Consider the following 24,077-nt stretch of genomic DNA (forward strand, 5'->3'; position numbering starts at 1 on the left):
TGCGGGCAGTCTAGTGCCTGGCCGCCGCATGCCTGCGCGAACGATCCACCGCGCCGGAAAGACGGCCAAACGGAAGCTCACGCACCCTGCAAGGGCATATCCGCGGCGGACGGAACCGCGCAGACCGGATGCGCGCGATACCAGTCGAGGAATTCGTCGGCCGGCATGGCATGCGCATAAAGGTGGCCCTGCACCACATCGCAACCCAGCTCGTCGAGACATTCCGCCTGCTCGGCGCGCTCCACTGCCCCGGCAATCACGCGCATGTCCAGGCTGTGCGCCATGCCGATCACTGCGGCGACGATGGCGCGCGAGCCGCTGTCTTCGGGCAGGCCGGCCAGGAAGCTCGGGGCCAGCTTGATCGCCTCCACCGGCAGCCGGCGCAGGTAGGCCAGCGACGAATAACCCGTGCCGAAGTCGTCGATGGACAGCCCTACGCCCAAGCGCCGCAGCGACTGCAGCAGCGACGCGGTAGCGGCGCCGTGCTCCATCAGGCCGCTCTCGGCGATCTGCAGCTCGAGCAGTTCCGGCGACAGGCCCGTGTCGGCCAGCACGCGCACCAGGAACAGCGGCAGTTGCGCATCGACGGCCTGGCGCGGCGAGAGATTCACCGCCATGCGGAACGACGGCAGGCCGTCGGCCCTCCACTGGGCCAGTTGCCGCACCGCATGCTCCAGCACCCACTCGCCGATGGGTTCGATCAGTCCGGTTTCCTCCGCATAGGGGATGAAATGCTCGGGCATCCAGTCCGGCTCGCCATCGGGCCAGCGCAGCAGCGCTTCCGCCGCCACCACGCGTCCGCTGCGCAGGTCGATCTGCGGCTGGTAGTGCAGCTCGAAGGCGCCGTCCTGGATCGCGCGGCGCAGCTTCACGCCCAGTTGCAGCCAGCTGCTCGCCTGGTCGGTCAGCGAGCGGTTGTAGAAGCGGCAGTCGCCCGCCCCGGACCGCTTGGCCCGATCCAGCGCCGCATCGGCATTCCTGAGCAACGTGGCGCCATCGCGCCCGTCCACCGGGCACAGGCTCACGCCGATGCTGGCGCCGACCACCACCTCGCTGCCGTCCAGCGGATACGGCTCGGACAAGGCACGCTGGATGCGCCCGGCGGTGGCCGACACGCTCATCGCGGTGACGTTGCTGGCCAGCAGCACCACGAACTCGTCACCGCCAAGATGGGCGATGAGGTCATGCTCGGGCACGGCGTCGCCGAGGCGCTTCGCGGCCCCCTGCAGCAAGAGGTCGCCAGCGGCGTGCCCCAGGCTCTCGTTGACACGCTTGAAGTTGTCCAGGTCCACCGCCAGCAGCGCCAGCGGCGAGGCGTTCGCCTGGCCGGTGAGCTGGTCGAGCCGGAACTGCAGCATGCGCCGGTTCGGCAGGCCGGTCAGCGCATCGTGGTGGGCCAGGTGCTCGAGGTCGCGGGTGCGCCGCTCCACCGCCCGGCGCAACGACAGGCCCCACAGCAACAGCGCCACACCCAGGCCGATCGCCACCAGCAGCGCGTAGCCGGCCAGGCGCATGTACGGCGCAAAGTCCAGCGACCGCCCCATCCACTTGCGTTTGAGTGCCTCGCGCTCGGCCGGGGTGATCATCGCCATGCCGTGTTCGACCAGCGCAAGCGTTTTCGTGTCGCCCTTGCGCACGCCGCGGCGGAACTCGTCGGTGTAGAAGTCGAACGCCTTGACGAAGCGCGTGTCGCCCTGCAGCCGGTACAGGTAGTACGCCGCGGGCAGCTCGTCCATGCAGAAGATGCGGATGTCCAACCGCTGCGCGGCGCCGATGATGTCGGCGTAGCCCGGGTACTCGTGCAGCGAATCCACCCCGGCCCGGTGCAGGCGGTCCACGCAAGCGTCACCGCGCTCCACGCCAACGTTGAAGCCCGACAGCGCGTCCGGCCCGTCGATGCCGGTGATGCCCGCATCCACGTAAACGCCCACGTGCACGGTGGCGAACGGCTCGGTGAAGTCGTACAGCGCCTCGCGTTCCGGTGTGCGGAAGATCATGTCGATCACGTCGGCCTGGCCGGACTGCAGGCGCTGCTGCGCGTCGGCCCAGTCGGTGGCGACCAGTTCCACGTGCACGCCGGTCTTCTTCTCCCACAGTTTCCACTCGTCCACGACGTAGCCGCGGGGCTTGCCGTCGCTGCCGAGAAACAGGTACGGGGGATAGTTGTCGTCACCGACGACGCGCAATACCTTGCCGGCCGCCGTCATCGGCAGCAGCAGCATGAACACCGCGATCGCGCACCACAGCGCCGGCCTTGCAGTCACCACGATTCCTTCGTCGGAGATTGCTCCGGGCCCCTCCCCACGCCGGCCCGCCTGGGCGCAGAGCATCCTCCAGCGCCCGCACGCAGGCAACTGGGAAAACTGTCAGCGCTTCGCGCGGAGGTGGCGGCTTCGCTCACGGGCCTCGCGCAGCCGCTGGCCGTGGGCCGCGAGCAGATCGCTTCGGGTCAGTATGCCGACCATCCGCATTTCGCCGCCCGCGGCCAGCACGATCAGCCGACCCACGTCGGCGGCCACCATGTGATCGGCCGCCTCGCGCAGGCTGTGGTCCTCGCGCACGGCCAATGGCGGGCGTGTGACCAGGCTGCCCACAGTGGCGGTGTCGGGCACCGTGGCATCGAAGAGGTTGCGCCGGGTCAGCACACCGATCGCCCGTCCCTCATCGTCGAGCACCGGGAAGCCCTGGTGGCGCGAGACGTCCTCGCCACGGGCCAGCCAGGCGCGCAGTTCGGCCATGCTCTGGCCGGCGCGCAGAGACACCACCTCGCGCGTGCATGCCTCACCCACCGCGATGCGGTCCAGCGGGTCGGCGCTGTAGTCCGACGGCACCCGCACGCCGCGGCGCACGATCTTCTCGGTCATGATCGTGTTGCGCATCATCAGCCCGGACACCAGGTAGGCCGCCGCGCACGCACCGAGCAGCGGCAGCAGGCCGTGCGGCTGCAGCGTGGTCTCGAAGGCGAACACCACCGAGGTGAGGAAGGCGCGCGAGGCGCCGGCGAAGATCGCCGCCATGCACACCAGCGCGGCCATCCGCGGATCGACATGCAGCCACGGCATCGCCTGCGCCACCCCCAGGCCGATCGCCCCGCCCAGCGTGCTGCCGATGGTGAACAGCGGCGCCAGCGTGCCGCCGGAGGTGCCGCTGCCCAGTGCGATCGACCATGAGGCGAGCTTGGCCACGCACAGCATCAGCAGGGCAGACACGCCCAGCGTGCCGCCGATCGCGGTGGTGATGTTGGCGTAGCCCACGCCGAGCGTCAGCGGCTGCACGTAGCCGATCAGCCCCACGGCCAGGCCGCCCAGCGCCGGCCACCACATCCAATGGATCGGCAGCTTTTCGAAGGCATCCTCGATGCCGTAGCAGAGTTTGGTGACGCCTACGCTGACCACGCCGATCAGCACGCCCAGCAGCACGTAGACGCCCAGCGCACCGGGCGCGGCCGCGGCCACGTCCGGCATCGGGAACATCGGTTCGCTGCCCTCCAGCATGAAGCGCACCCCGGTGCCGACGAACGCCGCCAGCGCCACCGGGATCAGCGAGCGGGCACGGCGCTCGAACAGCAGCAGCTCGATCGACAGCAGCACCGAGGACACCGGCGCGGCAAACACCGCCGCCATGCCCGCGGCGGCGCCGGCGGCGAGCAACGTCTTGCGTTCGTCGGCGGTGACGTGGGCGAGCTGGCCGAGCAGCGAGCCGAGCGCCCCGCCGGTGGCGATGATCGGCCCCTCGGCGCCGAACGGGCCGCCGGTGCCGATGGCGACGGCGGAGGACACCGGCTTCAGCCAGGTCATGCGCGGCGGAATGCGGCTCTCATTGAGCAGGATCTGCTCCATCGCCTCGGGGATGCCGTGGCCGCGGATCGCCCGCGAACCCCAGCGCGCCATCACGCCCACGATCAGCCCGCCGACCACCGGCACCGCGATCACCCACAGGCCCAGGTGATGGCCGGCCGGGCTGCTCAACACGGTGTCCCAGCGGCCATAGAACGACAGGTTGGTGATCAGCCCGATGAGAGCAGTGAGCAGCCACGCCACCCCGGCGACCACGGCACCGAGCACCATGGCGGCCAGGGTGATGCCCAGTACGCGGCGGTCCAGCGGACGGAAGCGGCGCGGCAGGTGCGCCTCGGCCAGCGTGGAATCCAGCGAAGGCGCGAGCGGAATCGCCGCACGCGAGTGCGGGGCGTCGGAATGATCGGTCATGGGAGTTCAAGCCAGAGGATGCAGCCGCGAAAGGCTACGCGGATATCGCCTTCGTAGCTGGCTGGAAAATGAACAGGGGTAGCGCACCACCTTGCACCACGCTATCAATACCGACTTCCCAGCCAGCCGCGGCGCCATGTCGACCCTTTCCCCAGCCCGCCTCGACGCCACGCCCGAGCCGCGCTCCGTGCGCATGACCCTGCTCAGCCGCCCGCTGTGGCTGGTGCTCTATTTCGCCGGCTGGACCTTCATCGGCCTGTGGCTGGGCACCAATGTGTGGATCAGCCAGCGCGACAACCCCGGCGCGGTGGCCTGGCACTACTACACGTGGGAGTTGAGCAGCGCGCTGGTGGTCGGTGCGCTGGCGCTAGCGGTCGGCTGGTTCGAATCACGCTGCAGGATCACCGGCCCCGGCGCGTGGCGACGCATGCTGGTGCACCTGCCGGCGGCAGTGTTGTTCTCGCTGGTGCACGTGGCCATCATCGTGGCGATCCGCAAGGCGGTGTACGCGGCGATGGGCGCGTCGTACGACTTCGGCGAGGTGTGGATCGGGCTGGTCTACGAGTTCCAGAAAGACCTCATCACCTACCTCAGCCTGGTCGTCGCCTGCGCGTTGATCCGCACCATCCGCGAGCGCCGCCGCCACCAGCTCGAAGCACTCGAACTGCGCCGCGCCCTGAGCGAGGCGAAGCTGGCGCACCTGGCCGCGCAGATCGAGCCGCATTTCGTGTTCAACACGCTCAACGCCATCTCCAACCGCATGTACGAAGACGTGCCCGCCGCCGACCGCATGATCGTGGCGCTGTCCGACCTGCTGCGCACGGCGATGACCGCCGACGGCTCCGCCTTCGTGCGCGTGTCCGACGAAGTGCATTGGCTGCGCGCCTACACCGCGCTGATGGCCGAGCGCCAACCCGGCCTGCTGCACGTCGATATACGCGTGGACGAAGGGCTCGACGCCATGCGCCTGCCGCGCCTGCTGCTGCAGCCGTTGGTGGAAAACGCGTTCCGCCACGGCCTGCGCAACGGCCGCGGCCGGCTCACCGTCGCCCTGCGCGGCGACGGCGAGCAACTGCACTGCCGCGTGGAAGACGACGGCGTCGGCTTCGCCGCCGATGCACAACCCGGCGTCGGCCTGGCCAACGTGCGCGAACGCCTCGCCCTGCTCTACCCGGATCGCCACACCTGGCACATCGGCCCCGGCACGCACGGCGGCACCGCGGTGGACATCACCCTGCCGCTGGAACCGTGGACTGCGGAGCCGAAGGCATGACCCTGCGCCTGGCCATCGTGGAAGACGAAGCCCCCGCCCGCGCCCGGCTGCGCCGCCTGCTGGCCGATCACGCTGACGTCGACGTCGTGCTGGAAGCCGACACCCTGCCCGCCGCGCTCGCCACCCTGCCCGGCGCCCACGCCGACGCGCTGTTCCTGGACATCGCACTGGGCGAATCCACCAGCTTCGATCTGCTGGACCAGTTGCCGCCCCCATGGCCGCTGCTGGTGTTCGCCACCGCCTACCACGAGCACGCGCTGCGCGCGTTCGAAGTCGCCGCCGTCGACTACCTGCTCAAACCCTTCGACGCCCCGCGCCTCGCCGCCACGCTAGACCGCCTGCGCGCCCGCCTCGCCGACACCGACCCGCTACCCGCCGAAGAAGACCTGCGACGTCTGCAGGCCGCCATGCCCGCACCGGCGTTCAACCCGCCGCCGCTGGTGGTCACCGAACGCGGCCAACGCGTGGTGGTGCCGCTGGACGAAGTGACCCACCTGGTCGGCAGCGGCAACTACGTGGAACTGCACACCCCGCAACGCAGCTACCTGATGCGCGCCACCCTCACCCAACTGGCCAGCCAGCTGCACCCCGCGCAGTTCCTGCGCGTGCACCGCAGCTACCTGGTCCGCGCCGACCAGATCGCGGCGCTCACGCCGCGGGGGCATGGGGATGCGGAGCTCACCTTGCGCGACGGGACCACGGTGATGGTGAGTCGGCGCTATCGGGAGGCGTTGCCGGAAAGCTTGCGCGGACGCTGAAGCCGCGCGCCAGCCCGGCCCATGCCCCGACTCCCCTCACCGTCATTCCCGCGAACGCGGGAATCCATCCTGCCCTTCGCCAAGGGTTGGCTTAATTAGCCACGTCCCCTTTCCCGCGTAGTAAATATTCACGTTCGTGGATATTTTCAGCCAAACCTGTGGGCTCAAGCGAAATATTCACGATCATGGATATTTCTCTTGACTCGTCGCTTGGACCGCCAGATATTCACGATCGTGTATATGGTCGAGGAACCAGCCGTGAGCGCCAAACATCAACCGAGCGGCATGGAAGCGGAGTACGCCGACATCCGGGCCCTGGCCGCCGCGGTGCGGGCCGCACGCAAACGCCACGCACTGACCCAGGCCGACCTGGCCGGGCTGTCCGGCGTGAGCCTGGGCTTTCTGATCGCACTCGAGGGCGGCAAGCCCACGGTGGCACTCAACAAGGTGCTGCAGGTGCTTGCTGCACTGGGGCTTCGTCTTTCGGTCTCGGACGTCAGCCCATGATGGAGATCCTCTACGTCCGCATCTTCGGTCGCTATGCCGGCGTGCTCGGCGTGGCCGGGTCGGTACGCGCGCCGGAAGACTGGCGCTTTGAATACGATGCCGCCTACCTCGCCCACGAGCAGGCCGTTGCGCTCTCTGTGAGCCTGCCGCTGCAGCGCGCGCCATTCGAAGGCGCCGTGGTTCGCAACTGGTTCGGCAACCTCTTGCCGGAGGGCATGATCCGCGAGGCCATTTGCGCGCGCTTGAAACTCCCCGTCTGGGACGACTTCGCGCTGCTGGCAGCCATCGGCGGCGAGTGCGCCGGCGCCGTGAGCCTCTCGGCGGATTTCAATGCCGAAGGCGGCGATGCGCTGACTTCCCAAGCGCTGGAAGCGGAGCTCCTGCAGAGCGGATGGCACGGCAGCGCCGCGGAGATGGCGCTCGTCGGCACGCCTCGGCGCCTGTCCCTGGCCGGGGCGCAGGACAAGATCGCCGTGGTGGTGCATGCCGACGGGGTCATCCGCATGCCCGCCACTGGCGAGCTGACCACGCACATCCTCAAGCCCGACAGCCACCGCTTACCGGGCCTTCGCGACCTCGAAGCACTGGGCCTGACCTTGGCGCGTGCGCTGGGCTTGCCGGTCGCCCACACCGAGCTGCGAACCGTGGCCGGAGAAAAGGCCCTGCTGGTCGCGCGCTACGACCGTGCGGTCGGTCCAACGGGTGATCCCGTCCGGTTGCACCAGGAAGATTTCTGCCAGGCGCTGGGGCACCCCAGCGAACAGAAGTACGAGGTGCAAGGCGGCCCCTCCCTGGCGGCGTGCGCCAACCTCATCCGTTTTCAGCTGCGGCTGGGGCCCCTCGCCATCCGGCATTTTCTCGACTGGGTGATCTACAACACCCTCATCGGCAACGCCGACGCCCATGCAAAAAACCTGGCGCTGCTGACCCCGCAGGACGGGCGCCGCCAGCTGGCGCCGTTCTACGATCTGGTGCCGACCATCGCGGTGCCGGAACGCTACGTAGATCGGGTGCCCGCCATGAACATCGGCCACGCCAAGGCGATCGATCAGGTGGACTACCGCGACTGGGAAGCCCTCGCCGCGTCCACCGGCTACAAGCTTCCCTTCATGCGGGCACGCCTACGGCAGATGGCGGAAGAAATTCACCACCACCTGCCCGACGTGGTCACCGCGCTAGTGAACGACGGCGCCGAACGCACATTGCTGGATAGCGCCAGCGACGCCATCGCGAAGAACGTCGCTCGCGCTGTCGCGTGCTTCGAATCTTCGGCGCGCACCGCCAAAAAATGAGAAGTGGACGTGCCTCATTAGGCAGGCGGCCACTACCAGACGAAGGCCGAATTTAATTAGCCACGTCCCCTTTAATTAGCCCCCGGTCGGCAGGTCTTGACCAATCTGCCTCACCGCCGTACATTACCTTTAGGTTATGTATCTGGATAGTTATGCAAAGTTCGGAACGCCTCAACCTGACCTTCGCCGCCCTGGCCGACCCCACCCGCCGCGCGATCCTTGCCCGGCTGGCCACGGGAGAGGCCACCGTGACGGAACTCGCCGTGCCGTTCGAGATGAGCCAACCCGCCATTTCCAAACATCTGAAAGTGCTTGAACGCGCCGGCCTCATCTCGATGGACGTCGATGCGCAACGACGTCCACGCAGATTGGAAACGAAAGGATTGAAGGAGGCCGTGGACTGGATCGAACGTTACCGCGAGATCTTCGAGCAGAACTACCAGCGTCTCGATGCGTTGCTCGGGGAACTCCAGGCCAAACCGTCCCGGCGCAAACGGACACACAAATAGCACTGACGTGTCAGCGCGCCGTTTGTTCACGCGTCCTCAGAGTCTCGCGCCATCACGAAGGATCACCCAGGAGAAACCCATGCCCAAGCCCGCAGAAGTGACATTTCCGAGTGATCGCGAAGTCCGCGTCACACGTACATTCCATGCGCCTCGCCAGATGGTGTGGGATGCACATACACGCCCCGAGCTCGTGCGCAAATGGCAAGGCTATGAAGGCTGGGACATGCCCGTGTGCGACATGGATGTCCGCGTCGGCGGCACATACAAGTGGCAGTGGAAAAACCGCGAAGACGGCAGCGCGTTTGGCTTTCTGGGTACGTTCACCGAAGTCGATGACGGCTCCAGGCTCGTCCACGAACAATACTTCGACCCGGGCGACATGGACTTCGCCATGCCAACGGGCGATCCCTGCATCGTGTCACTTGAACTCACGGAGGAGCACGGCATCACGACGCTGATCTGCAACCTGACGTTCGCCTCCAAGCAAGCGCGTGAAGACGCAGTCTCCACCGGCATGACCGACGGCATGGAGCACAGCTACACACGCCTCGACGACATGTTTCAAGGACGGGGTCGCGTTCGGTCCCACTCACTAGACGGGTGAACCGATAGATTCCAGCACCTGCTGAACGAACCCGGTTTTGGACTGGGTGTACGCGTCGCGGTCATGGCGGTATCTGCTGGCCATGTCCAATTTGAGCTGGGCGTACTCTTGTGCGAGACGTGCGTTCGCTCGCAGCGCATCGCGGAACCCCAGCCTTGCCCGCCAAAGCTCACTGCCGTAAGGAACCAGGTGGAGATGGTGCGTCCGGTGGGCATCCGAGGGCTTGCAGAACCAGTGCATGACATCGGCTTTGTATGGCCAATATAGGTAGCCCAACGCTTCGGCGGCCGGGATGGCAGGGCGTGAAGCATCCAGGTTTTCAACGGCGACCATGATGTCGATAACGGGTTTCGCGGCGAGCCCAGGAACCGCGGTACTACCGACATGCTCAATGGGGCCTGCCAGCCATGGCGCCAGCGCGAGGGAAAGCGCCTGCTTCTCGGATTCAAACTCGCTCGGCCACGACGCGTCGTAGGGAACAACGATGACGGGAGCAGACGTCTCTTGGGAGGCGGAACTCGATGTCATGCGCGGAACCTCAGAAACCTGACGCTGTGGAGGTCGCAGAGCGCGATCGAATCCTGCGACCTGATCCATTCGGCCCTGCATCCCCTCACGGCACCTGTTCAATCAATCCAGCCACCTACCCTTGCTGCCGCGGCTTAGTTCTGCAATCTAATCCCGCAGCGCGCATTCCGGCCGGAGACATGAGCGCATCGTTCCACGGCGAGGGGTGTGGGCAAGCGTATAACGACACGGTTGCCGACGCTGCTCGGTCCGGCCTGCATGGAGGGCGTGAACCTGATGCTATAAAAAGTGCACGGAGACAGTTGGCGTCCTTTTCTCCGTGCCCTGGTCCAGCTACACCGCTACACGCCTCCATCGCCACCACGGTGCCGGCCGGCTGCTGGCCGAGCCATGCGGCAAAGGCTTCGCGCCTCAACGCCTGCCGCCGCAGCACATGCCCGGCGGCATTCACCTAGCATACCGAGAACACCCGCTTCGCCAGGTCCACACCCAGGGCTATAGTGCCCATGGAGACTTCCTCCTCCGCTGACGGTTGTGTTGCCACCATCATGGCCCTCGAGGCCGAAAGGGGGAAAGTCTCTTTTGTTCGTTCAAGGCTGACGGCTTCGCCGCCGCTCCAGCGTTAGCTGCCAAGGATAGCCATGAGGAATTTTGTAGCTCTTGTTTTCGCTGCACTACTGCTCTGCGCAGGATGCGCATCAATTCCACTGTCCACCGCGCTGAGTCTTTCGTCACTCTCGCCACGCGACCTCGCGCAGGTGGATCCCACGCAAGTGCGAGTGAGGCTCTCCGTTCCTGCGGGGTACGACCTGAACATCTCCGCAGCCCGGCTCACGCTAAGCCTCTCTGGCCCCGCCGGCGCCCGATCGGCCGCGATGGGGCTTGTGCCGCTGCAAGTGGGGCCCGGCACCCGCTCGGGTGGTGTCTTTAGCTCGGACATCCGTGTATTGACCTATCTGCTGGCTCTTAGCCCGCGCGGCGCACATGAGCTGGCCGCGCTTCAAAAGTTCGTCCTTGCGAACAATCCCAAGAGCTTTACCTTCTCGGTCAATGCCCCATTCGCCAAGCTGCCAGCCCAAGCACGCGAAGTAACGTTCTGGGCGGATCTCAGGCTGCGACAGGGCGAACCGTTTATGCGGCTCATCGATGACGCCAAGATCCGATTCGAGCAATCACCGATTGGCAGGTGACAATTCATTCAATCCGAAGCCGGCTTGCGGCTTGGCTCAATTCAGGCGTTAGGCGTCATGGAAGCAAAGCACACGATCAAATATTTGGCGTTCGCATGGCCACTACTCGCCGTCGCTAGTTTCGCGCTAGGGGTTGCCGTGAGCGACGCGGTAGCCACGCTCGGCATCACAAACTTTGCGCAGGATCATCGCGGGGAGTGGGGTTTAATCATTACGCCTATATTGACGCTCTTCGCCTTTGCGTCCGGAGTCTGGCCGTATCGTTACCTGCGGCGCAACCTCAAGAACACAGCACCTATTGTAGTGGCTATTACCATCACAGTCTTATCATGCGCATGGATCACATGGCACTTCGCGAGGGGCGCCTAACTCCGGTTAGCACTCAAGGAACCGAATGATATGGATGCCATCGAAGAGCGACTCTGGACGCTTACTACGGTTCTATTCGTCGTGGTTGTAGCCCAGGCCGTGCTTCTCGTCATGGGCCTTGTAGGTTCGCGCGTCGCTCGCAGAAAACAAAAATTTCTTGACCTCTGGCGTCAGAATCGGCTCGCTGAATTGATCGATATATCTCGTGCCACCTTGAGCAAGGAGCCGAACAACACTGACGCCTTGCTATACGGCGCAAAGGCGCTGCGTACAAATGGCCATCTAAAAGATGCACGCCTTTGGTTCGAACGAGCACTTCAGTCTGAACCAGCCCTGAGACGCATCATCGAAGGTGAGTTAGATTTCATTCGCAAGAAAGAATCCGAGTCGCAGCAAGGACGCTAACAACTCGTAGACCGGATCCCCCGATCAATGGTGGGCACCGAGCGCATGGCCAAGTAGTTGGGCCGCCCTGGCCGAGCTGTCGAACACCATGTACGTCGACGTCACCAGCCCCGCGTGCACGGTGTGCCACTCGCTCATCGCCATCGTGGCGTCGCCATCGGGCGTGTGAATGTCGAGTTCGTAGACGGTGGAAACATCAGCGCCTTCTGCCCATTGACGCAAGATGCGGAAGGCACGAATAAAACGGGTCTTCGCTTCTGCCCCGGCGAAGTAGGTCGACTTGCTGCCGCGTCCGTCGTGCAGTGGCGCTTGGAACCAGAAGTCCTCGCTCACCATATGCCTGGCCCGGTCGATATCGCCGGACATGAAGGCCTGAAGGAAGGCGGTGACGACCTGGGCAGGGCTCGCGGGCATCTCGCAGTTCTCGCGTGGGGGATGGAAGCCCAATGTAGGCCTTGGATCCTGGTCCAGAGTCAACAGAGAAGTGGACTCGACTCGCTGCCAGCGGATTCGGACAGGACAGGTTTCATTCGCCGAATCCACCAGCAGCAGCGTGACCGGCTGGTCGCCTCACCCGTCGTTGACCACTTGGCGGGCCAACCGGACGCATTGCCATAGCCGCCGGAAGCAAAGGCGGCCTCTGGCCGATTCCGGCCGGAAATCTCCCGCGGATTACCTTCCTGGCGCGGCAAAGAGCGGCGCTGAAAGAAAGGGCACGGAGCGACCGGATCGTTCCCCCGTGCCCTTGTCCGGCTATTGGTACGTCGGGTGCTCGCGCACAAGGTGCGATGCGCTGTCCATGGGCACCTGCCAGGGCTGTCCGAGGTAGGTGGCGCCCTCCTCCGCTACGCCGGGTCGCGTACTGCGTGGCGGTGTCAGCCGCTGCGCGTCGATGGCGTCGATGAGATCGCGCAGCGTGCCGGCGTCGCGGTAGATGGCGTCGCCCATCATCGTCAGCGTGCCGTCGGCGAACTCGGCCCGATGGCTGCACGTCACCACGTCGCCGTGGGCGCGAAGCTTGTCGAGCAGCTCGTGGATCGCGTCGATCTGATCCAGGGTGATGCCGGACATGTAGCGCGGCCCCGCGTCGTCCATCGCGGACGCCGCATCGTCATAGGCTGCGTCATCCGGCACCGCATCGGCGTCCTGCGCGGCCGTTCGCTCGTCTGCCTCCGTTGCGCTCGAATGCACGTCAAGCACCTGCCCGATCCGCGCCTCCAGCCAGGTCAGGCTGCGGGCCATTTCGCTCAGGCGCACGGCCGTGAGGTCATCCGGTGGCGCGTCCGTTCCGCGCGTTCGCGCCAGCTGGGCCAACAACGCCACATCCACGCGCAGCTTCGCCAGCCGTTGCAGGCTGTGCATGGGCCAAGCCTCGCCCGTTGCTCCCAGGTCTTCCGAATCGATCGTCGACATGTTCGCCTCCTCATTCCATGAAGTACCCGCGCGCCGGGACGGCGACGGGAAGTCGGGAGGCTCGAAACCGCACACAGCCGGCGGGCGTATTCCCCTTGCGGGTGTTGTATTAGCCGCCCTCCCGACACAGGCTTCGCGTCGGTTGCGCCTGCAATGACGCAGGCACAAAAAACCCACCGGTTTGACGGAGGTGGGTACCGCTGTGTGGGGAGTTTCGAGGCTCCTTGCGACCGAGTCTGCTACTGCTATGGATGGGCGTCAAGGCAGCGAGCCACAGGTAAATCAAAGAGTGATCTAAACGGGGGGCGCACCAAAGCGATGCCTGCTGCATCTGGTCGAAGGATAAGAACCCGACGGGAATCGGGTCTCATCGGTACGGAGTTCAACCGACCGAGACCCCGCTGTGGAGAAGTCGACTCTGCCTCTTGTCTCGGGCGCTGCCTAGATCATCGGCAACGCCATCATCAAAAGACCGAACATGCTGGCCAGCCAGACCAGGGATCGCAGCCAGGGGATGCCGCTGACGTAGGCGGGCACGTAGACGACGCGGGCCACGAGAAAGACCAACGCACCCTGAGCCTCCGCCTCCTGGCTGGTTCCCCTCGTGAGGGCCAGCAGTGCCAGGGAGATGAAGATCGGCAAGGACTCCAGAAGGTTGTTCTTCGCTCGATCCAGCCGAGCCGCGATCACGGAAGGTTCGGGCTGAACGTCACGGTTGCCAACAATGCCCTTGAGGTCAAACCTGAAGCGCGAGGTCTCTTGCAGGAATATCTGAGCGACGTACAGAGCGAGCACGAGAAGAATGATGGTTGTCAGGTGCACGGCTTGGCCTCCAGTAAATTCGCCCACGAAAAGCATGATCGAAAACAAACCAGGACTAAAAGCGCAACCGTACAGAGAAAGCGCCTTGAAAAGGCGACCCTGCCCCCTTTGTTGCCGCCGCCAATCGCCAACACGGAAAGTGAACCCGGCCACGCTTCTCGACTTAATTAGCCACGTCCCCTTTAATCGTTTAATCGCGCAAGGCGGTGTACGCGGCGATGGGTTCGTCGTACGAGTTCGGCGAGGTGTGGATCGGGCTGGTCTACGAGTTCCAGAAAGATCTCATCACCTACCTCAGCCTCGTTGTCGCGTGCGCGTTGATCCGCACCATCCGCGAGCGCCGCCGGCAGCAGCTGGACGAGCTGGAACTGCGCCGGGCGCTGAGCGAGGCGCGGCTGGCGCACCTGTCGGCGCAGATCGAGCCGCACTTCGTGTTCAACACGCTCAACGCCATCTCCAACCGCATCTACGAGGACGTGCCCGCTGCCGACCGGATGATCGTGGCGCTGTCCGACCTGCTGCGCGCGGCGATGACCGCCGACGGTTCCGAGTTCGTGCGCGTCGCCGACGAAACGCACTGGCTGCGCGCCTACACCGCGCTGATGGCCGAACGCCAACCCGGCCTGCTGCACGTTGATATCACCGTGGACGAAGGGCTGGACACCATGCGCCTGCCGCGCCTGCTGCTGCAGCCGCTGGTGGAAAACGCCTTCCGCCACGGCCTGCGCAACGGCCGCGGCCGGCTCGCCGTCAGCCTGCGCCGCGATGGCGACCGGCTGCACTGCCGCGTGGAAGACGACGGCGTCGGCTTCGCCGCCGATGCGCAACCGGGCGTGGGCCTGGCCAACGTGCGCGAACGCCTCGCCCTGCTCTACCCGGATCGCCACCACTGGCAGATCGGCCACGGCGCGCAGGGCGGCACCGTGGTGGACATCACCCTGCCGCTGGAAACGTGGACGGCGGAGCCGACCGCATGACCCTGCGCCTGGCCATCGTGGAAGACGAAGCCCCCGCCCGCGCCCGGCTGCGCCGCCTGCTCGCCGACCACGAAGACGTCGAGGTGGTGCTGGAAGCCGACACCCTGCCCGCCGCGCTCGCCACCTTGCCCGGCGCCAACGCCGACGCGCTGTTTCTGGACATCGCACTGGGCGAATCCACCGGCTTCGACCTGCTGGACCGGTTGCCGCCGCCGTGGCCGCTGCTGGTGTTCGCCACCGCCTACCACGAGCACGCGCTGCGCGCGTTCGAAGTCGCCGCCGTCGACTACCTGCTCAAACCCTTCGACGCCCCGCGCCTCGCCGCCACGCTGGCCCGCCTGCGCGCCCGCCTCGCCGACGCCGACCCGCTACCGGCTGAAGAAGACCTGCGCCGTCTGCAGGCCGCCATGCCCGCACCGGCGTTCAACCCGCCGCCGCTGGTTATCACCGAACGCGGCCAGCGCGTGGTAGTGCCCCTGGACGAAGTGACCCACCTGGTCGGCAGCGGCAACTACGTGGAACTGCACACCCCGCAACGCAGCTACCTGATGCGCGCCACCCTCACCCAACTGGCCAGCCAGCTGCACCCCGCACAGTTCCTGCGCGTGCACCGCAGCTATCTCGTTCGCGCTGATCAGATCGCGGCGCTGACGCCACGGGGGCATGGGGATGCCGAGCTCACGCTACGGGACGGGACGACGGTGATGGTGAGTCGACGGTATCGGGAGGCGTTGCCGGAGAGGTTGAGGGGGCGATGAGGCGTGTTGCGGCCGCTAATTGCCAGCAGTGAAAGTGAACCTGCCCCCGTTCCTGCTTCTGATCTCCTACCGCAAACCCGCCTCTTCGATTTTCCGTAGGAGCATTGAGGTGAGCGAAAGGTGGTCGAGACAGGTGTCAGGATCATCTACGACGCCGCTCTTATGACCTCGGGGGTTCCTTATTCCTGCCATCGTCCCAGCGAAAATGAACTTAAAGCCCTCTTGCTCGCTTTGTTCAGAAGCAGTCATCCCTGGGTTTAATCGCAATTTCGGAGGAACCCCACCAAAGACTCTCATCATCAGACTCTTTCCGAAGTCAGAGTCCCCGGATATACGTTGAACCTCTTCGTCAAGATACTTGAGCGCTTCGAACGTGGCTTGGGCATAGTGACCATTATCAAAAAGCCTCCTTACATCTTCAGGCAGGTCAGAATGTATATTGCGCTCATCGAATGGATGCTCGGAGCTATTACCGGCGGAGCCAGCCTCCGTGAAGGCGTGCGCTCCGCGAGCAATACGTTCAAACTGGTCTAGGTCAAGAGCCATTGATCAAATTCTTCCGAATGCTTTGGAAGATGCGGTCGTATGTTTCCTGATCTCCCGATGCAGGAAGATTTACCTCAATACGAACTGTAAGGCCAACTAGAGATTGTTCCGAGCCGGAAGCTTTTTGGTCCGAGACCGTACCTTGTAAGTTACTTTGCGATGTCGGTGGATTCTTCTTCGCACTCGTCGTTGCTGAAGCTCCTTGCGACTTTTTTGGGACAGTATTCGTTTTTGGAGCTGGCATCTCTGCGTGGCCAGAAAGTGCAGCAAGGGCCGAAAAAGTGCCCGCTTGGCGAGTTCCGACAACTTCTGTGGAATGATCGGATGTTCGAAAAAACTGGGTTAATGAACTTCGATCGAGCTTCCACGCCGCATCGCCATGAAGTTCAAAGAGCTCCTCGTAGGCCTCGCGGACGACCTTTTCGAACTCCGATGAAAAGGCGCCGTCTTGGTGCTGGACAAAGGCCTTTGCCTTGCTATCAACTTTCCTTCCCTCTTCATCGATAACCCCCAAAAATCGAAGCACGTTGATCACGTATGATTCGTTCTTGGGTGCCACCCCCAATTTTCGCAGCGTATCTGCGGTAACTTCCTTTGGGAAGCTCTTCCGAAAATGACTTACGGCCTTTACAAGCGGGCCTGCGGAAGCTACGTATGGATACTTGTTCGCCATCTACATTCCCCTGTTGTTGAGATTTTTCATGTATCTAACGCTAGAGTTAAGCAGCGGCGAGGTCGCTGGCCTTGAACTAGTCATTAGTGGCCAAGCGCTACGACCCCGGCCTTGACCACTGCAAGGACGAAACACACGGTAAGAATTACGAGAAATGTAGCCATTAACCCAACCTTGAAACGGCTAGTACCCGGCCCGCAGAATTTGGTGAAAAACACGCCAGCAGCGATGAACGCAAGGCCAAAACCACCGACGAAGACCAGTAGACCTAAGATCGAAGCGACAGGCGGAAAAGGCGGGAACGCGGATGCGCTAAAGCGAAGCATCGCCGCTCCTCCGACAGACGTCGCTGCGGCGAGGCCGAGCCGCTCACATAACGTAAACACCAACTCCAATTTCTCAATTTTTGTAGCATCCATATCTGTTATATCTCCTGCGTGCTGTTGCTTTTTTGGCCACCAACGCTTGTGTTAAGCGGCACGGATTCGACCGCCTTGAGCAAACGAGTTGGGCTGGGACGATCGCGAAGATTTCAAGAAAAGCTAATCTCAAAACCCTTTGGGCCCGCCTTAACAGTCGGAGGTTGATGCCCAGTAAGAACGCGAATTGCTGAAAAGCCTCCGCCAAAAATCATAACTGCCCCTGTGCCTAAAGCTGCGGCAATTTTGCTAAATGGCTCTGGATCAATTATAGCCATTACCAGCAGGTATACTCCAGCGCCGGCCATGCCTAACGATATCAGTACAGCACCCCATTCCTTTGCTGTGAGATTTGCCTTGCGCCCCATTTGAAGAAGCGTTTCATTAATGGGATCGACACCCAGATTAGCATCGTCGATAAGAGTAACCGAGGTTTTCGCTTTATATGCTTTTGCTAGCATTGGTAGCCAACTTTCACCGCTGGTGTAGATTTCCAGGCCCGTGGAAGATGAATTATTACGCATACGTCTCCTGTGTTATTGAATTCGTCCGACCTAACGCCTGAGTTAAGCGGCTGCAAAGTTGTCCGCCTCGAGTGAGATGTAGGCAGAACAGGGGGCAGAGTGCACTTTCATAAGTCTCGCTCCCCTTGCCCTAGCCCAGAGCAGCCCGAAGACTGGCCGCCCACTCGATACGGTCCTCAAAGTTGTAAGGCACTTTTCTACCCGCATGCAGCGCGTCCCCTGAGTAGCGCGGAAACACATGCAGATGAAAATGCCACACATCCTGATCACCAGCTGGCCCGTTGTGCTGGCGAGTTGAGATCCCCTCACACTGGAAAACATCCCGCATCGCCTGCGCCAGGCGACGCGTGGCACGAAAGAAGTCAGCGCCAAGGCTGTCCGGAATATCCAGCACATTCTCGTAGTGCATCCGGGGAATAACCAGGCAGTTGCCCTTGATCCCGCCGTAGTGATGCGTCGGCACGAGGGCGTAGAGGTTGTTATCCACCAGCACAACGGCCGATTCCGGAGCCGGCGAAGGAAGCGCCGCAGCGATGCCACAGAACGGACACGCGTATCCGGCCGGAGCATGCCTCATGAGGCCTGACGCCGAATAGTTTGGAAATGCGGTGTCATCCTGCCGCCTACTCCTTCAAGCTCCGCGCGCCGGGCGCGGTAACTCCCTGATCAGACCCACAGCGGCGTTCTGCTGATGCCGCCGGCTCGCATAGTCTTGCGCTTTCCCCATTAAGCCGGGCATTGCCCGACTTCGGGATCGTTCCACGGGTCGTCATGGGGCACAAGTGCGAAAGCCGCGCATGGTCCTTGCTGACATCCGGACCCGCCTACGTCATCCCCCATCCCACTCACCCCAAACCGCTTGCCCCACCCCACCCCACCCGCGACCCTGCGCCCACTGTCACAGGGAGCGTCCATCCATGCGTGGTTCCACCTTCATCCTCGCCGCCGCCATCACCGCCCTGCTCGGCGGCTGTTCCCGCTCGGCTCCGGTCGACGTGCCGCCGCTGGATGCCGCAGCGCATGCGTTCCAGTGGTCGGCCTGGGGTGGCGATGCTGGCGGCAGCCGGTTTGCGCCGCTGAGGCAGATCACCCCGGCCAACGTGGCGGCACTGCAGCCGGCGTGGACGTTCCACACCGGCGCGCTGGCCAAGGGCTGGGAGACCGAGGGAAAGCTGACCTTCGAGGCGACGCCGCTGTTCGTGGACGGCACGCTGTACTTCAGCACCGCCACCGGTGAGGTGTTTGCGCTGGATGCGGCCACCGGCACGCAGCGCTGGAAGTACGACGCGCATGTCGACGGCAGCGAGGACCGCTCCGAACTGGCCTCGCGCGGTGTCACCTGGTGGCGCGACCCGACCGCGGCGGCCAGCAGCGCCTGCGCCACACGCATCTTCTTTGGCACCGTCGACGCGCGGCTGATCGCACTGGATGCGGCCACCGGCCGGCCCTGCGAGGGCTTCGGCGAGCACGGCCAGCTGCAGCTCTCCGCGCACCTGCTGCGCGACTCCGACAAAGGCGACTACGAGTTCACCTCGCCGCCGGCGGTGGACGGCGACACGCTGATCCTGGGCTCGTCCATCGGCGACAACTACTCGGCCGCCAACGCGCTGGGCGTGGTGCGCGCGTTCGATGCGCGCACCGGCGCGCTGCGCTGGCACTGGGACCCGGTGGAGCGCACCGCCGAGGCCGGCGACCCGGAGGCCAAGCCCTACCCCACCTGGGACGGCGCAGCCAATGCCTGGGGCGTGTTCTCGGTGGATCCGGCGCGGCACCTGGTGTTCATCCCCACTGGCTCGGCCAGCCCGGACCCGTACGGCGGCGAGCGCCCCGGCGACAACCGCTGGGCCAATTCGCTGGTGGCACTGGATACGGCAACCGGCAAGCTGGTGTGGGCGCGGCAGCTGATCCACCACGACGTGTGGGACTACGACCTGGCCGCGCAGCCGATGCTGGTGGACCTCAAGCGCGACGGGCAGAGCATCCCGGCGGTGATCCAGCTGACCAAGACCGGCCAGGTGTTCGTGTTCCGCCGCGACGACGGCACGCCACTGTTCGACATCACCGAGAAGCCGGTGCCGCAGGACGGTGTGCCGGGCGAGAAGCTGTCGCCGACCCAGCCGTTCTCGGCCCTGCCCTCGCTGGTGCGCAACGGTCCGGTGACGCCGGCCGACGCGCACGGTCTCACCTTCTGGGACCGCAACCGCTGCCGCGCGCTGATCGGCTCGCTGAAGAGCGAGGGCATCTTCACCCCGCCCAGCCTGCAGGGCACCATCGAGATGCCCAGCTACGCCGGCGGCGTGAACTGGGGCTCCGGCGCCTGGGACCCGGCCACGCAGACCCTGGTGACCAACGTCAACGACCTGCCGATGCAGGTGCAGTTGCTGCCGCGCGAGGAGTGGCTGCGGCAGATCAAGGCCGGCGGAGAAAAGGGCTGGGAGTACGCCCGCATGAAGCACACCCCGTACGGCATGCGCCGCCGCGTGCTGCAGTCGCCGCTGGGCGCGCCGTGCATCGCCCCGCCGTGGGGCCGGGTGGTAGCGCTGAACCTGGGCACCGGCAAGCTGGACTGGTCGATCCCACTGGGCACCGGCAAGCACAAGGCGCCGTGGCCGATCTCGATCAAGGGCATGCCGGGCATGGGCGGGCCGCTGATGACGGCCAGCGGGCTGGTGTTCATCGCCGCCTCCACCGACGGCTACCTGCGGGCGCTGGACCGGGCCACCGGCAAGGAGCTGTGGCGCGCCGAACTGCCCGCTCCGGGCATGGCCACGCCGATGACCTACGCGGTGGGCAACCGGCAGTACGTGGTGATCGCGGCGGGCGGGCACGGCAAGCTGGATACCGGGCGCAGCGACGCGCTGGTGGCGTTCAAGTTGCCGGAGTGAGGGGTTCCCGAGTTGCTTTCGTCTCGCGGTCCCGGCGGAAACCGGGACGGTAGGTGGTGGGTCAGGATCGCGATCACCTCAGCGAATGGAGCAACGCTGCGGGCGATTTCACCTTGCCGCAGAGCCTCACACTTCCTCACCGTCATCCCAGCGGCTTTCAACAGCCGAATGGCTGGTCAAGCTGGGATCCAGTGACTTCGATGGGGGAAGAGGCGAAAGGCACTGGATGACCGGCTGCGCCGTTGTGAAGCTCCTCCGGCCTTCGCCGGGATGACGACGTTGTGGGGCGTGGCGGCGTGGGGGCGCGGCGGCCCGGCTCGGGTTCGCGGCACCGCCGAAACCACGTAGCATTCGCGGATGCCCTTCCGGGAGCCGTGCATGCCCTCCGACTTCGACTCGCCCTACCGCCACGGATTCGTCCGACTCGCCGCGGCCGTGCCGGCCGTGCGGCTGGCCGATCCGGTGGCGAATGCCGAACGGACCATCGCGCAGCTGCGCGAGGCGGCGGACCAGGGCGCGGCGGTGGTGGTGTTTCCGGAGCTGGGGCTGTCCGGCTACAGCCTGGACGACCTGGCCCAGCAGGATGCCCTGCTCGACGCCAGCCTGGCCGCGCTGGACGCGGTGCGCGAGGCCACCACGCAGCTGCTGCCGCTGGTGTTCGTGGGGCTGCCGCTGCGCGTGGAGGGTCAGCTGTTCAACGTGGCCGCGGCGCTGCAGGGCGGCGAGCTGCTGGGCGTGGTGCCCAAGCGCTACCTGCCCAACTACCGCGAGTTCTACGAGGCACGCCAGTACACCGCCGGCAGCCATGCGGTGGCTGACACCGCCGTGGTACTGGGGCGCGAGGTGCCGTTTGGCAGCGACCTGATCTTTACCGCTGCCTCGCATCCGCACCTGCGCGTGCATGCAGAGATATGCGAGGACATGTGGGTGCCGGTGCCACCGAGCACCTACGCTGCGCTGGCCGGCGCCACCGTGCTGGTGAACCTGTCGGCCAGCAACGTCACCGTGGGCAAGGCCGACTACCGCCGCCTGCTGAGCGAAAGCCACTCGGCCCGCTGTCTGGCTGCGCACGTCTACACCTCGGCCGGTATCGGCGAATCGACCACCGACCTGGCCTGGGACGGCCAGGCGATCATTGCCGAGAACGGCACGGTGCTGGCCGAATCCGCGCGCTTCGCCGAGGGCGACCATCTGCTGCTGGCCGACGTCGACCTGGAGCGGCTGGTGCAGGAGCGCTCGCGCATGACCAGCTACAACGACCAGGTGCGCGACCTGCAGCCGCAGCTCAAGGCGACGCGCCGGGTACCGTTCGCGTTCCGCGCGCCGGTGCTGGCCGACACCCACCTGCGCCGCAGCGTGCCGCGCTATCCCTACGTGCCGTCGAACCCGGCCACGCTGGACCAGCGCTGCTACGAGGCGGTGAACATCCAGGCGCATGGCCTGATCCAGCGCATCCGCGCGACGGCCGCCGAGCGCGTGGTGATCGGCGTCTCCGGCGGGCTGGATTCCACCCTCGCCCTGCTGGTGGCGGTGGAGGCGTTCGACCGGCTCGGCCTGCCGCGGGCGAACATTCTCGCCTACACGATGCCCGGCTTCGCCACCAGCGCGCAGACGCTGCAGCAGGCGCACGCGCTAATGCGCGCGCTGGGCGTGAGCGGCGAGGAGATCGACATCCGGCCCTCGTGCCGGCAGATGCTGGCCGACCTCGGCCACCCGTTTGCGAGCGGTGAGAAGGTCTACGACATCACCTTCGAGAATGTGCAGGCCGGCGAGCGCACCTCGCACCTGTTCCGCCTGGCCAACCGGCACCGCGCCTTCGTGCTCGGCACCGGCGACCTCAGCGAGCTGGCGCTGGGCTGGTGCACCTACGGCGTGGGCGACCACATGTCGCACTACAACGTGAACGCCTCGGTGCCGAAGACGCTGATCCAGTACCTGATCCGCTGGTTCGCGCAGGGCGGCCGCCACGACGACGCCACCCGCGCCGTGCTGGAGGCGATCGCCGGCACCACCATCTCGCCCGAGCTGGTGCCCGCCGACGCCGACGGCGCGATGCAGGACACCGAGGCGCACGTCGGCCCGTATCCGCTGCAGGACTTCACCCTGTACTACCTCACCCGCTACGGCTTCCGCCCGAGCAAGATCGCCTACCTCGCCCACCAGGCCTGGGGCGATGCCGCGCGCGGGACGTGGCCGTCGCTGGTGCCGGCCGACCGCCGCCCGGCGTACTCGCTGGGCGAGATCAAGCACTGGATGCGGCTGTTCCTGACCCGCTTCTTCGCCGCGCAGTTCAAGCGCAGCGCGGTGCCGAACGCGCCGAAGGTCGGCGGTGGCGGCTCGCTGTCGCCGCGCGGCGACTGGCGCATGCCCAGCGACGCCATGCCGGATGCCTGGCTGCGCGACCTGGACGAGAACGTGCCGGCATGAAGTTGCGGCCGCTGAGCGCCGACCGGCCCACGAAGATGCCCGGCCGGCTGCAGCTGGCCCGGGCGGCCAAGGCGCTGCGCGCCGGCAAGCTGGTGGCCTTCCCCACCGAGACAGTCTACGGGCTGGGCGCGAACGGGCTGGATCCACAGGCGGTGGCGCGCATCTTCGAGGTGAAACGGCGGCCGCGCACCAGCCCGCTGATCCTGCACGTGGACAGCATCGCCGCCGCGCGCGCGCTGGTGACCGAATGGCCGGATGCTGCACAACGGCTGGCCGAGGCGTTCTGGCCCGGCCCGCTCACCCTGGTGTTGCCGCGGCGCGCCGTGGTGCCGGACATCGTCACCGGCGGCGGCACCCACGTCGGCGTGCGCATGCCCAACCATCCGGTCGCACTGGCCCTGCTCTCGGCCGCCGGCGTACCGGTGGCCGCGCCCAGCGCCAATCGCTTCACCCAGATCTCGCCGACCACCGCGCAGCACGTGCGCAACGGGCTTGGCGCTGACGTGGACGTGATCCTCGACGGCGGATCCTGCACGGTCGGGATCGAGTCCAGCGTACTGGCGCTGTACGACGCCGGGCCGGTGCTGCTCCGGCCCGGCGGCATCAGCCGCGAGGCGATCGAGGCGGTGATCGGCCAGCCGGTGGCGCTGCCCGGCCTGGCGCCGGCGAAGGGGGCGGTGCATGCCGCTCCGGGCATGCACTTCCGTCATTACAGCCCGCGGACCATGACCCTCACCGCCCACCCGGCGATGGCGGTACCCAGCGGCACCGGTGCCCTGCTCACGCACCGGCCCGGCCATTACGAGCATCTGCCGGTGACGCACCTGCAGGTGATGCCCGACCAGCCGGTGCCGTATGCGCAGCGCCTGTACGCGGCGCTGCACGAACTGGACGCGCATGGCTACGACTGGATCGCGATCGACCTGCCGCCGGATACGCCGGAGTGGGCCGCGGTGCGCGACCGGCTGAAGCGCGCCATCGCGCACTGAC

The 24,077-nt window shown here is 65.5% G+C and carries 25 protein-coding genes and 1 pseudogene; 14 read left to right on the forward strand and 12 right to left on the reverse strand.

Translation table 11 applies throughout. The annotated features are described in order from the left end of the window. Positions 1 to 77: 77 nt before the first annotated feature. Both NC595_RS14660 and NC595_RS14665 read right to left on the reverse strand, forming a co-directional pair. The gene (locus NC595_RS14660) at positions 78 to 2,264 is read right to left on the reverse strand and encodes a putative bifunctional diguanylate cyclase/phosphodiesterase (protein ID WP_253567676.1); all 2,187 of its coding nucleotides are present in this window, start codon (positions 2,262 to 2,264) and stop codon (positions 78 to 80) included. A gap of 102 nt (positions 2,265 to 2,366) precedes the next feature. Beyond that, entirely contained in the window at positions 2,367 to 4,208 is a 1,842-nt protein-coding gene (locus tag NC595_RS14665) for a chloride channel protein (protein WP_253567678.1), read from the reverse strand. A 136-nt stretch (positions 4,209 to 4,344) separates the two neighbouring features. On the opposite strand from NC595_RS14665, the gene NC595_RS14670 reads away from it, so the two are divergent. The 6 genes from NC595_RS14670 (at position 4,345) to NC595_RS14695 (ending at position 9,151) form a co-directional block, all read left to right on the forward strand. Then, positions 4,345 to 5,481: a sensor histidine kinase gene (locus tag NC595_RS14670; RefSeq protein WP_253567680.1), complete on the forward strand. Its 1,137-nt coding sequence runs from the start codon at positions 4,345 to 4,347 to the stop codon at positions 5,479 to 5,481. After that, complete coding sequence (locus NC595_RS14675; protein WP_253567682.1) at positions 5,478 to 6,239, forward strand: LytR/AlgR family response regulator transcription factor; 762 nt, start codon at positions 5,478 to 5,480, stop codon at positions 6,237 to 6,239. Before NC595_RS14670 ends, NC595_RS14675 begins: the two co-directional genes overlap by 4 nt. Before the next feature lie 258 nt (positions 6,240 to 6,497). Next, on the forward strand, positions 6,498 to 6,746 hold the full coding sequence (locus NC595_RS14680; protein ID WP_253567683.1) for a type II toxin-antitoxin system Y4mF family antitoxin: 249 nt from the start codon (positions 6,498 to 6,500) through the stop codon (positions 6,744 to 6,746). Next, positions 6,743 to 8,038 carry a type II toxin-antitoxin system HipA family toxin gene (locus NC595_RS14685; protein ID WP_253567684.1) on the forward strand — a complete coding sequence of 432 codons (1,296 nt, stop codon included), beginning with the start codon at positions 6,743 to 6,745 and terminating at the stop codon, positions 8,036 to 8,038. Before NC595_RS14680 ends, NC595_RS14685 begins: the two co-directional genes overlap by 4 nt. A 152-nt stretch (positions 8,039 to 8,190) precedes the next feature. Next, positions 8,191 to 8,547 (forward strand): ArsR/SmtB family transcription factor, encoded by a 357-nt coding sequence (locus NC595_RS14690; RefSeq protein WP_253567685.1) that lies wholly within the window; start codon positions 8,191 to 8,193, stop codon positions 8,545 to 8,547. Between the two features lie 79 nt (positions 8,548 to 8,626). Beyond that, complete coding sequence (locus NC595_RS14695) at positions 8,627 to 9,151, forward strand: SRPBCC domain-containing protein (protein WP_253567686.1); 525 nt, start codon at positions 8,627 to 8,629, stop codon at positions 9,149 to 9,151. Here NC595_RS14695 and NC595_RS14700 read toward each other — a convergent pair. Further along, positions 9,140 to 9,679, reverse strand: a complete 540-nt coding sequence (locus tag NC595_RS14700) for a GrpB family protein (protein ID WP_253567687.1) — start codon at positions 9,677 to 9,679, stop codon at positions 9,140 to 9,142. The genes NC595_RS14695 and NC595_RS14700 overlap by 12 nt on opposite strands. Positions 9,680 to 10,016: 337 nt before the next feature. Beyond that, positions 10,017 to 10,130, reverse strand: a pseudogene (locus NC595_RS14705) (IS110 family transposase); the annotation flags it as partial. Positions 10,131 to 10,320: 190 nt separating this feature from the next. Here NC595_RS14705 and NC595_RS14710 point away from each other — a divergent pair. Next, positions 10,321 to 10,869, forward strand: a complete 549-nt coding sequence (locus NC595_RS14710) for a hypothetical protein (protein WP_253567688.1) — start codon at positions 10,321 to 10,323, stop codon at positions 10,867 to 10,869. Positions 10,870 to 11,268: 399 nt separating this feature from the next. Beyond that, complete coding sequence (locus tag NC595_RS14715) at positions 11,269 to 11,643, forward strand: hypothetical protein (RefSeq protein WP_253567689.1); 375 nt, start codon at positions 11,269 to 11,271, stop codon at positions 11,641 to 11,643. A gap of 24 nt (positions 11,644 to 11,667) precedes the next feature. Here the strand turns inward: NC595_RS14715 and NC595_RS14720 are convergent, their stop codons facing one another. The 3 genes from NC595_RS14720 to NC595_RS14730 form a co-directional block, all read right to left on the reverse strand. Continuing rightward, positions 11,668 to 12,057, reverse strand: a complete 390-nt coding sequence (locus NC595_RS14720; protein WP_253567691.1) for a nuclear transport factor 2-like protein — start codon at positions 12,055 to 12,057, stop codon at positions 11,668 to 11,670. A 339-nt stretch (positions 12,058 to 12,396) separates the two neighbouring features. Continuing rightward, complete coding sequence (locus NC595_RS14725) at positions 12,397 to 13,056, reverse strand: XAC0095 family protein (protein WP_253567693.1); 660 nt, start codon at positions 13,054 to 13,056, stop codon at positions 12,397 to 12,399. Between the two features lie 441 nt (positions 13,057 to 13,497). Beyond that, positions 13,498 to 13,878, reverse strand: a complete 381-nt coding sequence (locus tag NC595_RS14730) for an MAPEG family protein (RefSeq protein ID WP_253567695.1) — start codon at positions 13,876 to 13,878, stop codon at positions 13,498 to 13,500. A 218-nt stretch (positions 13,879 to 14,096) separates the two neighbouring features. Here NC595_RS14730 and NC595_RS14735 point away from each other — a divergent pair, with 218 nt between their 5' ends. Beyond that, the gene (locus NC595_RS14735; protein ID WP_253567697.1) at positions 14,097 to 14,855 is read left to right on the forward strand and encodes a sensor histidine kinase; all 759 of its coding nucleotides are present in this window, start codon (positions 14,097 to 14,099) and stop codon (positions 14,853 to 14,855) included. Further along, a complete protein-coding gene (locus NC595_RS14740; RefSeq protein ID WP_253567699.1) occupies positions 14,852 to 15,613 on the forward strand; it encodes a LytR/AlgR family response regulator transcription factor in 762 nt (253 codons plus the stop codon). Before NC595_RS14735 ends, NC595_RS14740 begins: the two co-directional genes overlap by 4 nt. 66 nt (positions 15,614 to 15,679) lie before the next feature. Here NC595_RS14740 and NC595_RS20580 read toward each other — a convergent pair whose 3' ends face one another. After that, entirely contained in the window at positions 15,680 to 16,039 is a 360-nt protein-coding gene (locus NC595_RS20580; protein WP_425493164.1) for a TIGR02391 family protein, read from the reverse strand. On the opposite strand from NC595_RS20580, the gene NC595_RS14745 reads away from it, so the two are divergent. After that, entirely contained in the window at positions 15,950 to 16,147 is a 198-nt protein-coding gene (locus tag NC595_RS14745) for a hypothetical protein (protein ID WP_253567701.1), read from the forward strand. The two genes, NC595_RS20580 and NC595_RS14745, sit on opposite strands and share 90 nt — an antisense overlap. Before the next feature lies 1 nt (position 16,148). On the opposite strand, the gene NC595_RS14750 is transcribed toward NC595_RS14745, so the two are convergent. From NC595_RS14750 to NC595_RS14765, 4 genes are all read right to left on the reverse strand, one after another. Continuing rightward, positions 16,149 to 16,832 (reverse strand): DUF5343 domain-containing protein, encoded by a 684-nt coding sequence (locus NC595_RS14750; RefSeq protein ID WP_253567703.1) that lies wholly within the window; start codon positions 16,830 to 16,832, stop codon positions 16,149 to 16,151. An 83-nt stretch (positions 16,833 to 16,915) separates the two neighbouring features. Next, positions 16,916 to 17,251 carry a hypothetical protein gene (locus NC595_RS14755; protein WP_253567705.1) on the reverse strand — a complete coding sequence of 112 codons (336 nt, stop codon included), beginning with the start codon at positions 17,249 to 17,251 and terminating at the stop codon, positions 16,916 to 16,918. Positions 17,252 to 17,364: 113 nt separating this feature from the next. Next, positions 17,365 to 17,775, reverse strand: coding sequence for a hypothetical protein (locus NC595_RS14760; RefSeq protein WP_253567707.1), 411 nt, complete (start codon positions 17,773 to 17,775; stop codon positions 17,365 to 17,367). A gap of 130 nt (positions 17,776 to 17,905) precedes the next feature. Then, a complete protein-coding gene (locus tag NC595_RS14765) occupies positions 17,906 to 18,268 on the reverse strand; it encodes an HIT family protein (protein WP_253567709.1) in 363 nt (120 codons plus the stop codon). A gap of 424 nt (positions 18,269 to 18,692) precedes the next feature. Between NC595_RS14765 and NC595_RS14770 the strand changes: the two genes are divergently transcribed. The 3 genes from NC595_RS14770 (at position 18,693) to NC595_RS14780 (ending at position 24,076) form a co-directional block, all read left to right on the forward strand. Beyond that, positions 18,693 to 20,660, forward strand: coding sequence for a pyrroloquinoline quinone-dependent dehydrogenase (locus NC595_RS14770; protein WP_253567711.1), 1,968 nt, complete (start codon positions 18,693 to 18,695; stop codon positions 20,658 to 20,660). 378 nt (positions 20,661 to 21,038) lie between these two features. Next, positions 21,039 to 23,087, forward strand: coding sequence for an NAD(+) synthase (locus tag NC595_RS14775; RefSeq protein WP_253567713.1), 2,049 nt, complete (start codon positions 21,039 to 21,041; stop codon positions 23,085 to 23,087). Further along, complete coding sequence (locus NC595_RS14780) at positions 23,084 to 24,076, forward strand: L-threonylcarbamoyladenylate synthase (RefSeq protein WP_253567715.1); 993 nt, start codon at positions 23,084 to 23,086, stop codon at positions 24,074 to 24,076. The genes NC595_RS14775 and NC595_RS14780 overlap by 4 nt, the downstream gene beginning before the upstream one ends. Position 24,077 lies beyond the last annotated feature (1 nt).

The sequence above is a fragment of the Dyella lutea genome (assembly GCF_024158035.1).
In the GTDB taxonomy this organism is placed as follows: Bacteria; Pseudomonadota; Gammaproteobacteria; order Xanthomonadales; family Rhodanobacteraceae; genus Dyella_A; species Dyella_A lutea.

Excerpts from the sequence above, each read along its gene's own strand:
- NC595_RS14755 (WP_253567705.1), bottom strand. The coding sequence starts at position 17,251 with ATGGATGCTACAAAAATTGAGAAATTGGAGTTGGTGTTTACGTTATGT.
- NC595_RS14775 (WP_253567713.1), top strand. The coding sequence starts at position 21,039 with ATGCCCTCCGACTTCGACTCGCCCTACCGCCACGGATTCGTCCGACTC.
- NC595_RS14690 (WP_253567685.1), top strand. The coding sequence starts at position 8,191 with ATGCAAAGTTCGGAACGCCTCAACCTGACCTTCGCCGCCCTGGCCGAC.
- NC595_RS14710 (WP_253567688.1), top strand. The coding sequence starts at position 10,321 with ATGAGGAATTTTGTAGCTCTTGTTTTCGCTGCACTACTGCTCTGCGCA.
- NC595_RS14735 (WP_253567697.1), top strand. The coding sequence starts at position 14,097 with ATGGGTTCGTCGTACGAGTTCGGCGAGGTGTGGATCGGGCTGGTCTAC.
- NC595_RS14675 (WP_253567682.1), top strand. The coding sequence starts at position 5,478 with ATGACCCTGCGCCTGGCCATCGTGGAAGACGAAGCCCCCGCCCGCGCC.
- NC595_RS14665 (WP_253567678.1), bottom strand. The coding sequence starts at position 4,208 with ATGACCGATCATTCCGACGCCCCGCACTCGCGTGCGGCGATTCCGCTC.
- NC595_RS14720 (WP_253567691.1), bottom strand. The coding sequence starts at position 12,057 with ATGCCCGCGAGCCCTGCCCAGGTCGTCACCGCCTTCCTTCAGGCCTTC.
- NC595_RS14770 (WP_253567711.1), top strand. The coding sequence starts at position 18,693 with ATGCGTGGTTCCACCTTCATCCTCGCCGCCGCCATCACCGCCCTGCTC.
- NC595_RS14740 (WP_253567699.1), top strand. The coding sequence starts at position 14,852 with ATGACCCTGCGCCTGGCCATCGTGGAAGACGAAGCCCCCGCCCGCGCC.
- NC595_RS14725 (WP_253567693.1), bottom strand. The coding sequence starts at position 13,056 with ATGTCGACGATCGATTCGGAAGACCTGGGAGCAACGGGCGAGGCTTGG.
- NC595_RS14715 (WP_253567689.1), top strand. The coding sequence starts at position 11,269 with ATGGATGCCATCGAAGAGCGACTCTGGACGCTTACTACGGTTCTATTC.
- NC595_RS14695 (WP_253567686.1), top strand. The coding sequence starts at position 8,627 with ATGCCCAAGCCCGCAGAAGTGACATTTCCGAGTGATCGCGAAGTCCGC.
- NC595_RS14685 (WP_253567684.1), top strand. The coding sequence starts at position 6,743 with ATGATGGAGATCCTCTACGTCCGCATCTTCGGTCGCTATGCCGGCGTG.
- NC595_RS14670 (WP_253567680.1), top strand. The coding sequence starts at position 4,345 with ATGTCGACCCTTTCCCCAGCCCGCCTCGACGCCACGCCCGAGCCGCGC.
- NC595_RS14700 (WP_253567687.1), bottom strand. The coding sequence starts at position 9,679 with ATGACATCGAGTTCCGCCTCCCAAGAGACGTCTGCTCCCGTCATCGTT.
- NC595_RS14780 (WP_253567715.1), top strand. The coding sequence starts at position 23,084 with ATGAAGTTGCGGCCGCTGAGCGCCGACCGGCCCACGAAGATGCCCGGC.
- NC595_RS14750 (WP_253567703.1), bottom strand. The coding sequence starts at position 16,832 with ATGGCGAACAAGTATCCATACGTAGCTTCCGCAGGCCCGCTTGTAAAG.
- NC595_RS14760 (WP_253567707.1), bottom strand. The coding sequence starts at position 17,775 with ATGCGTAATAATTCATCTTCCACGGGCCTGGAAATCTACACCAGCGGT.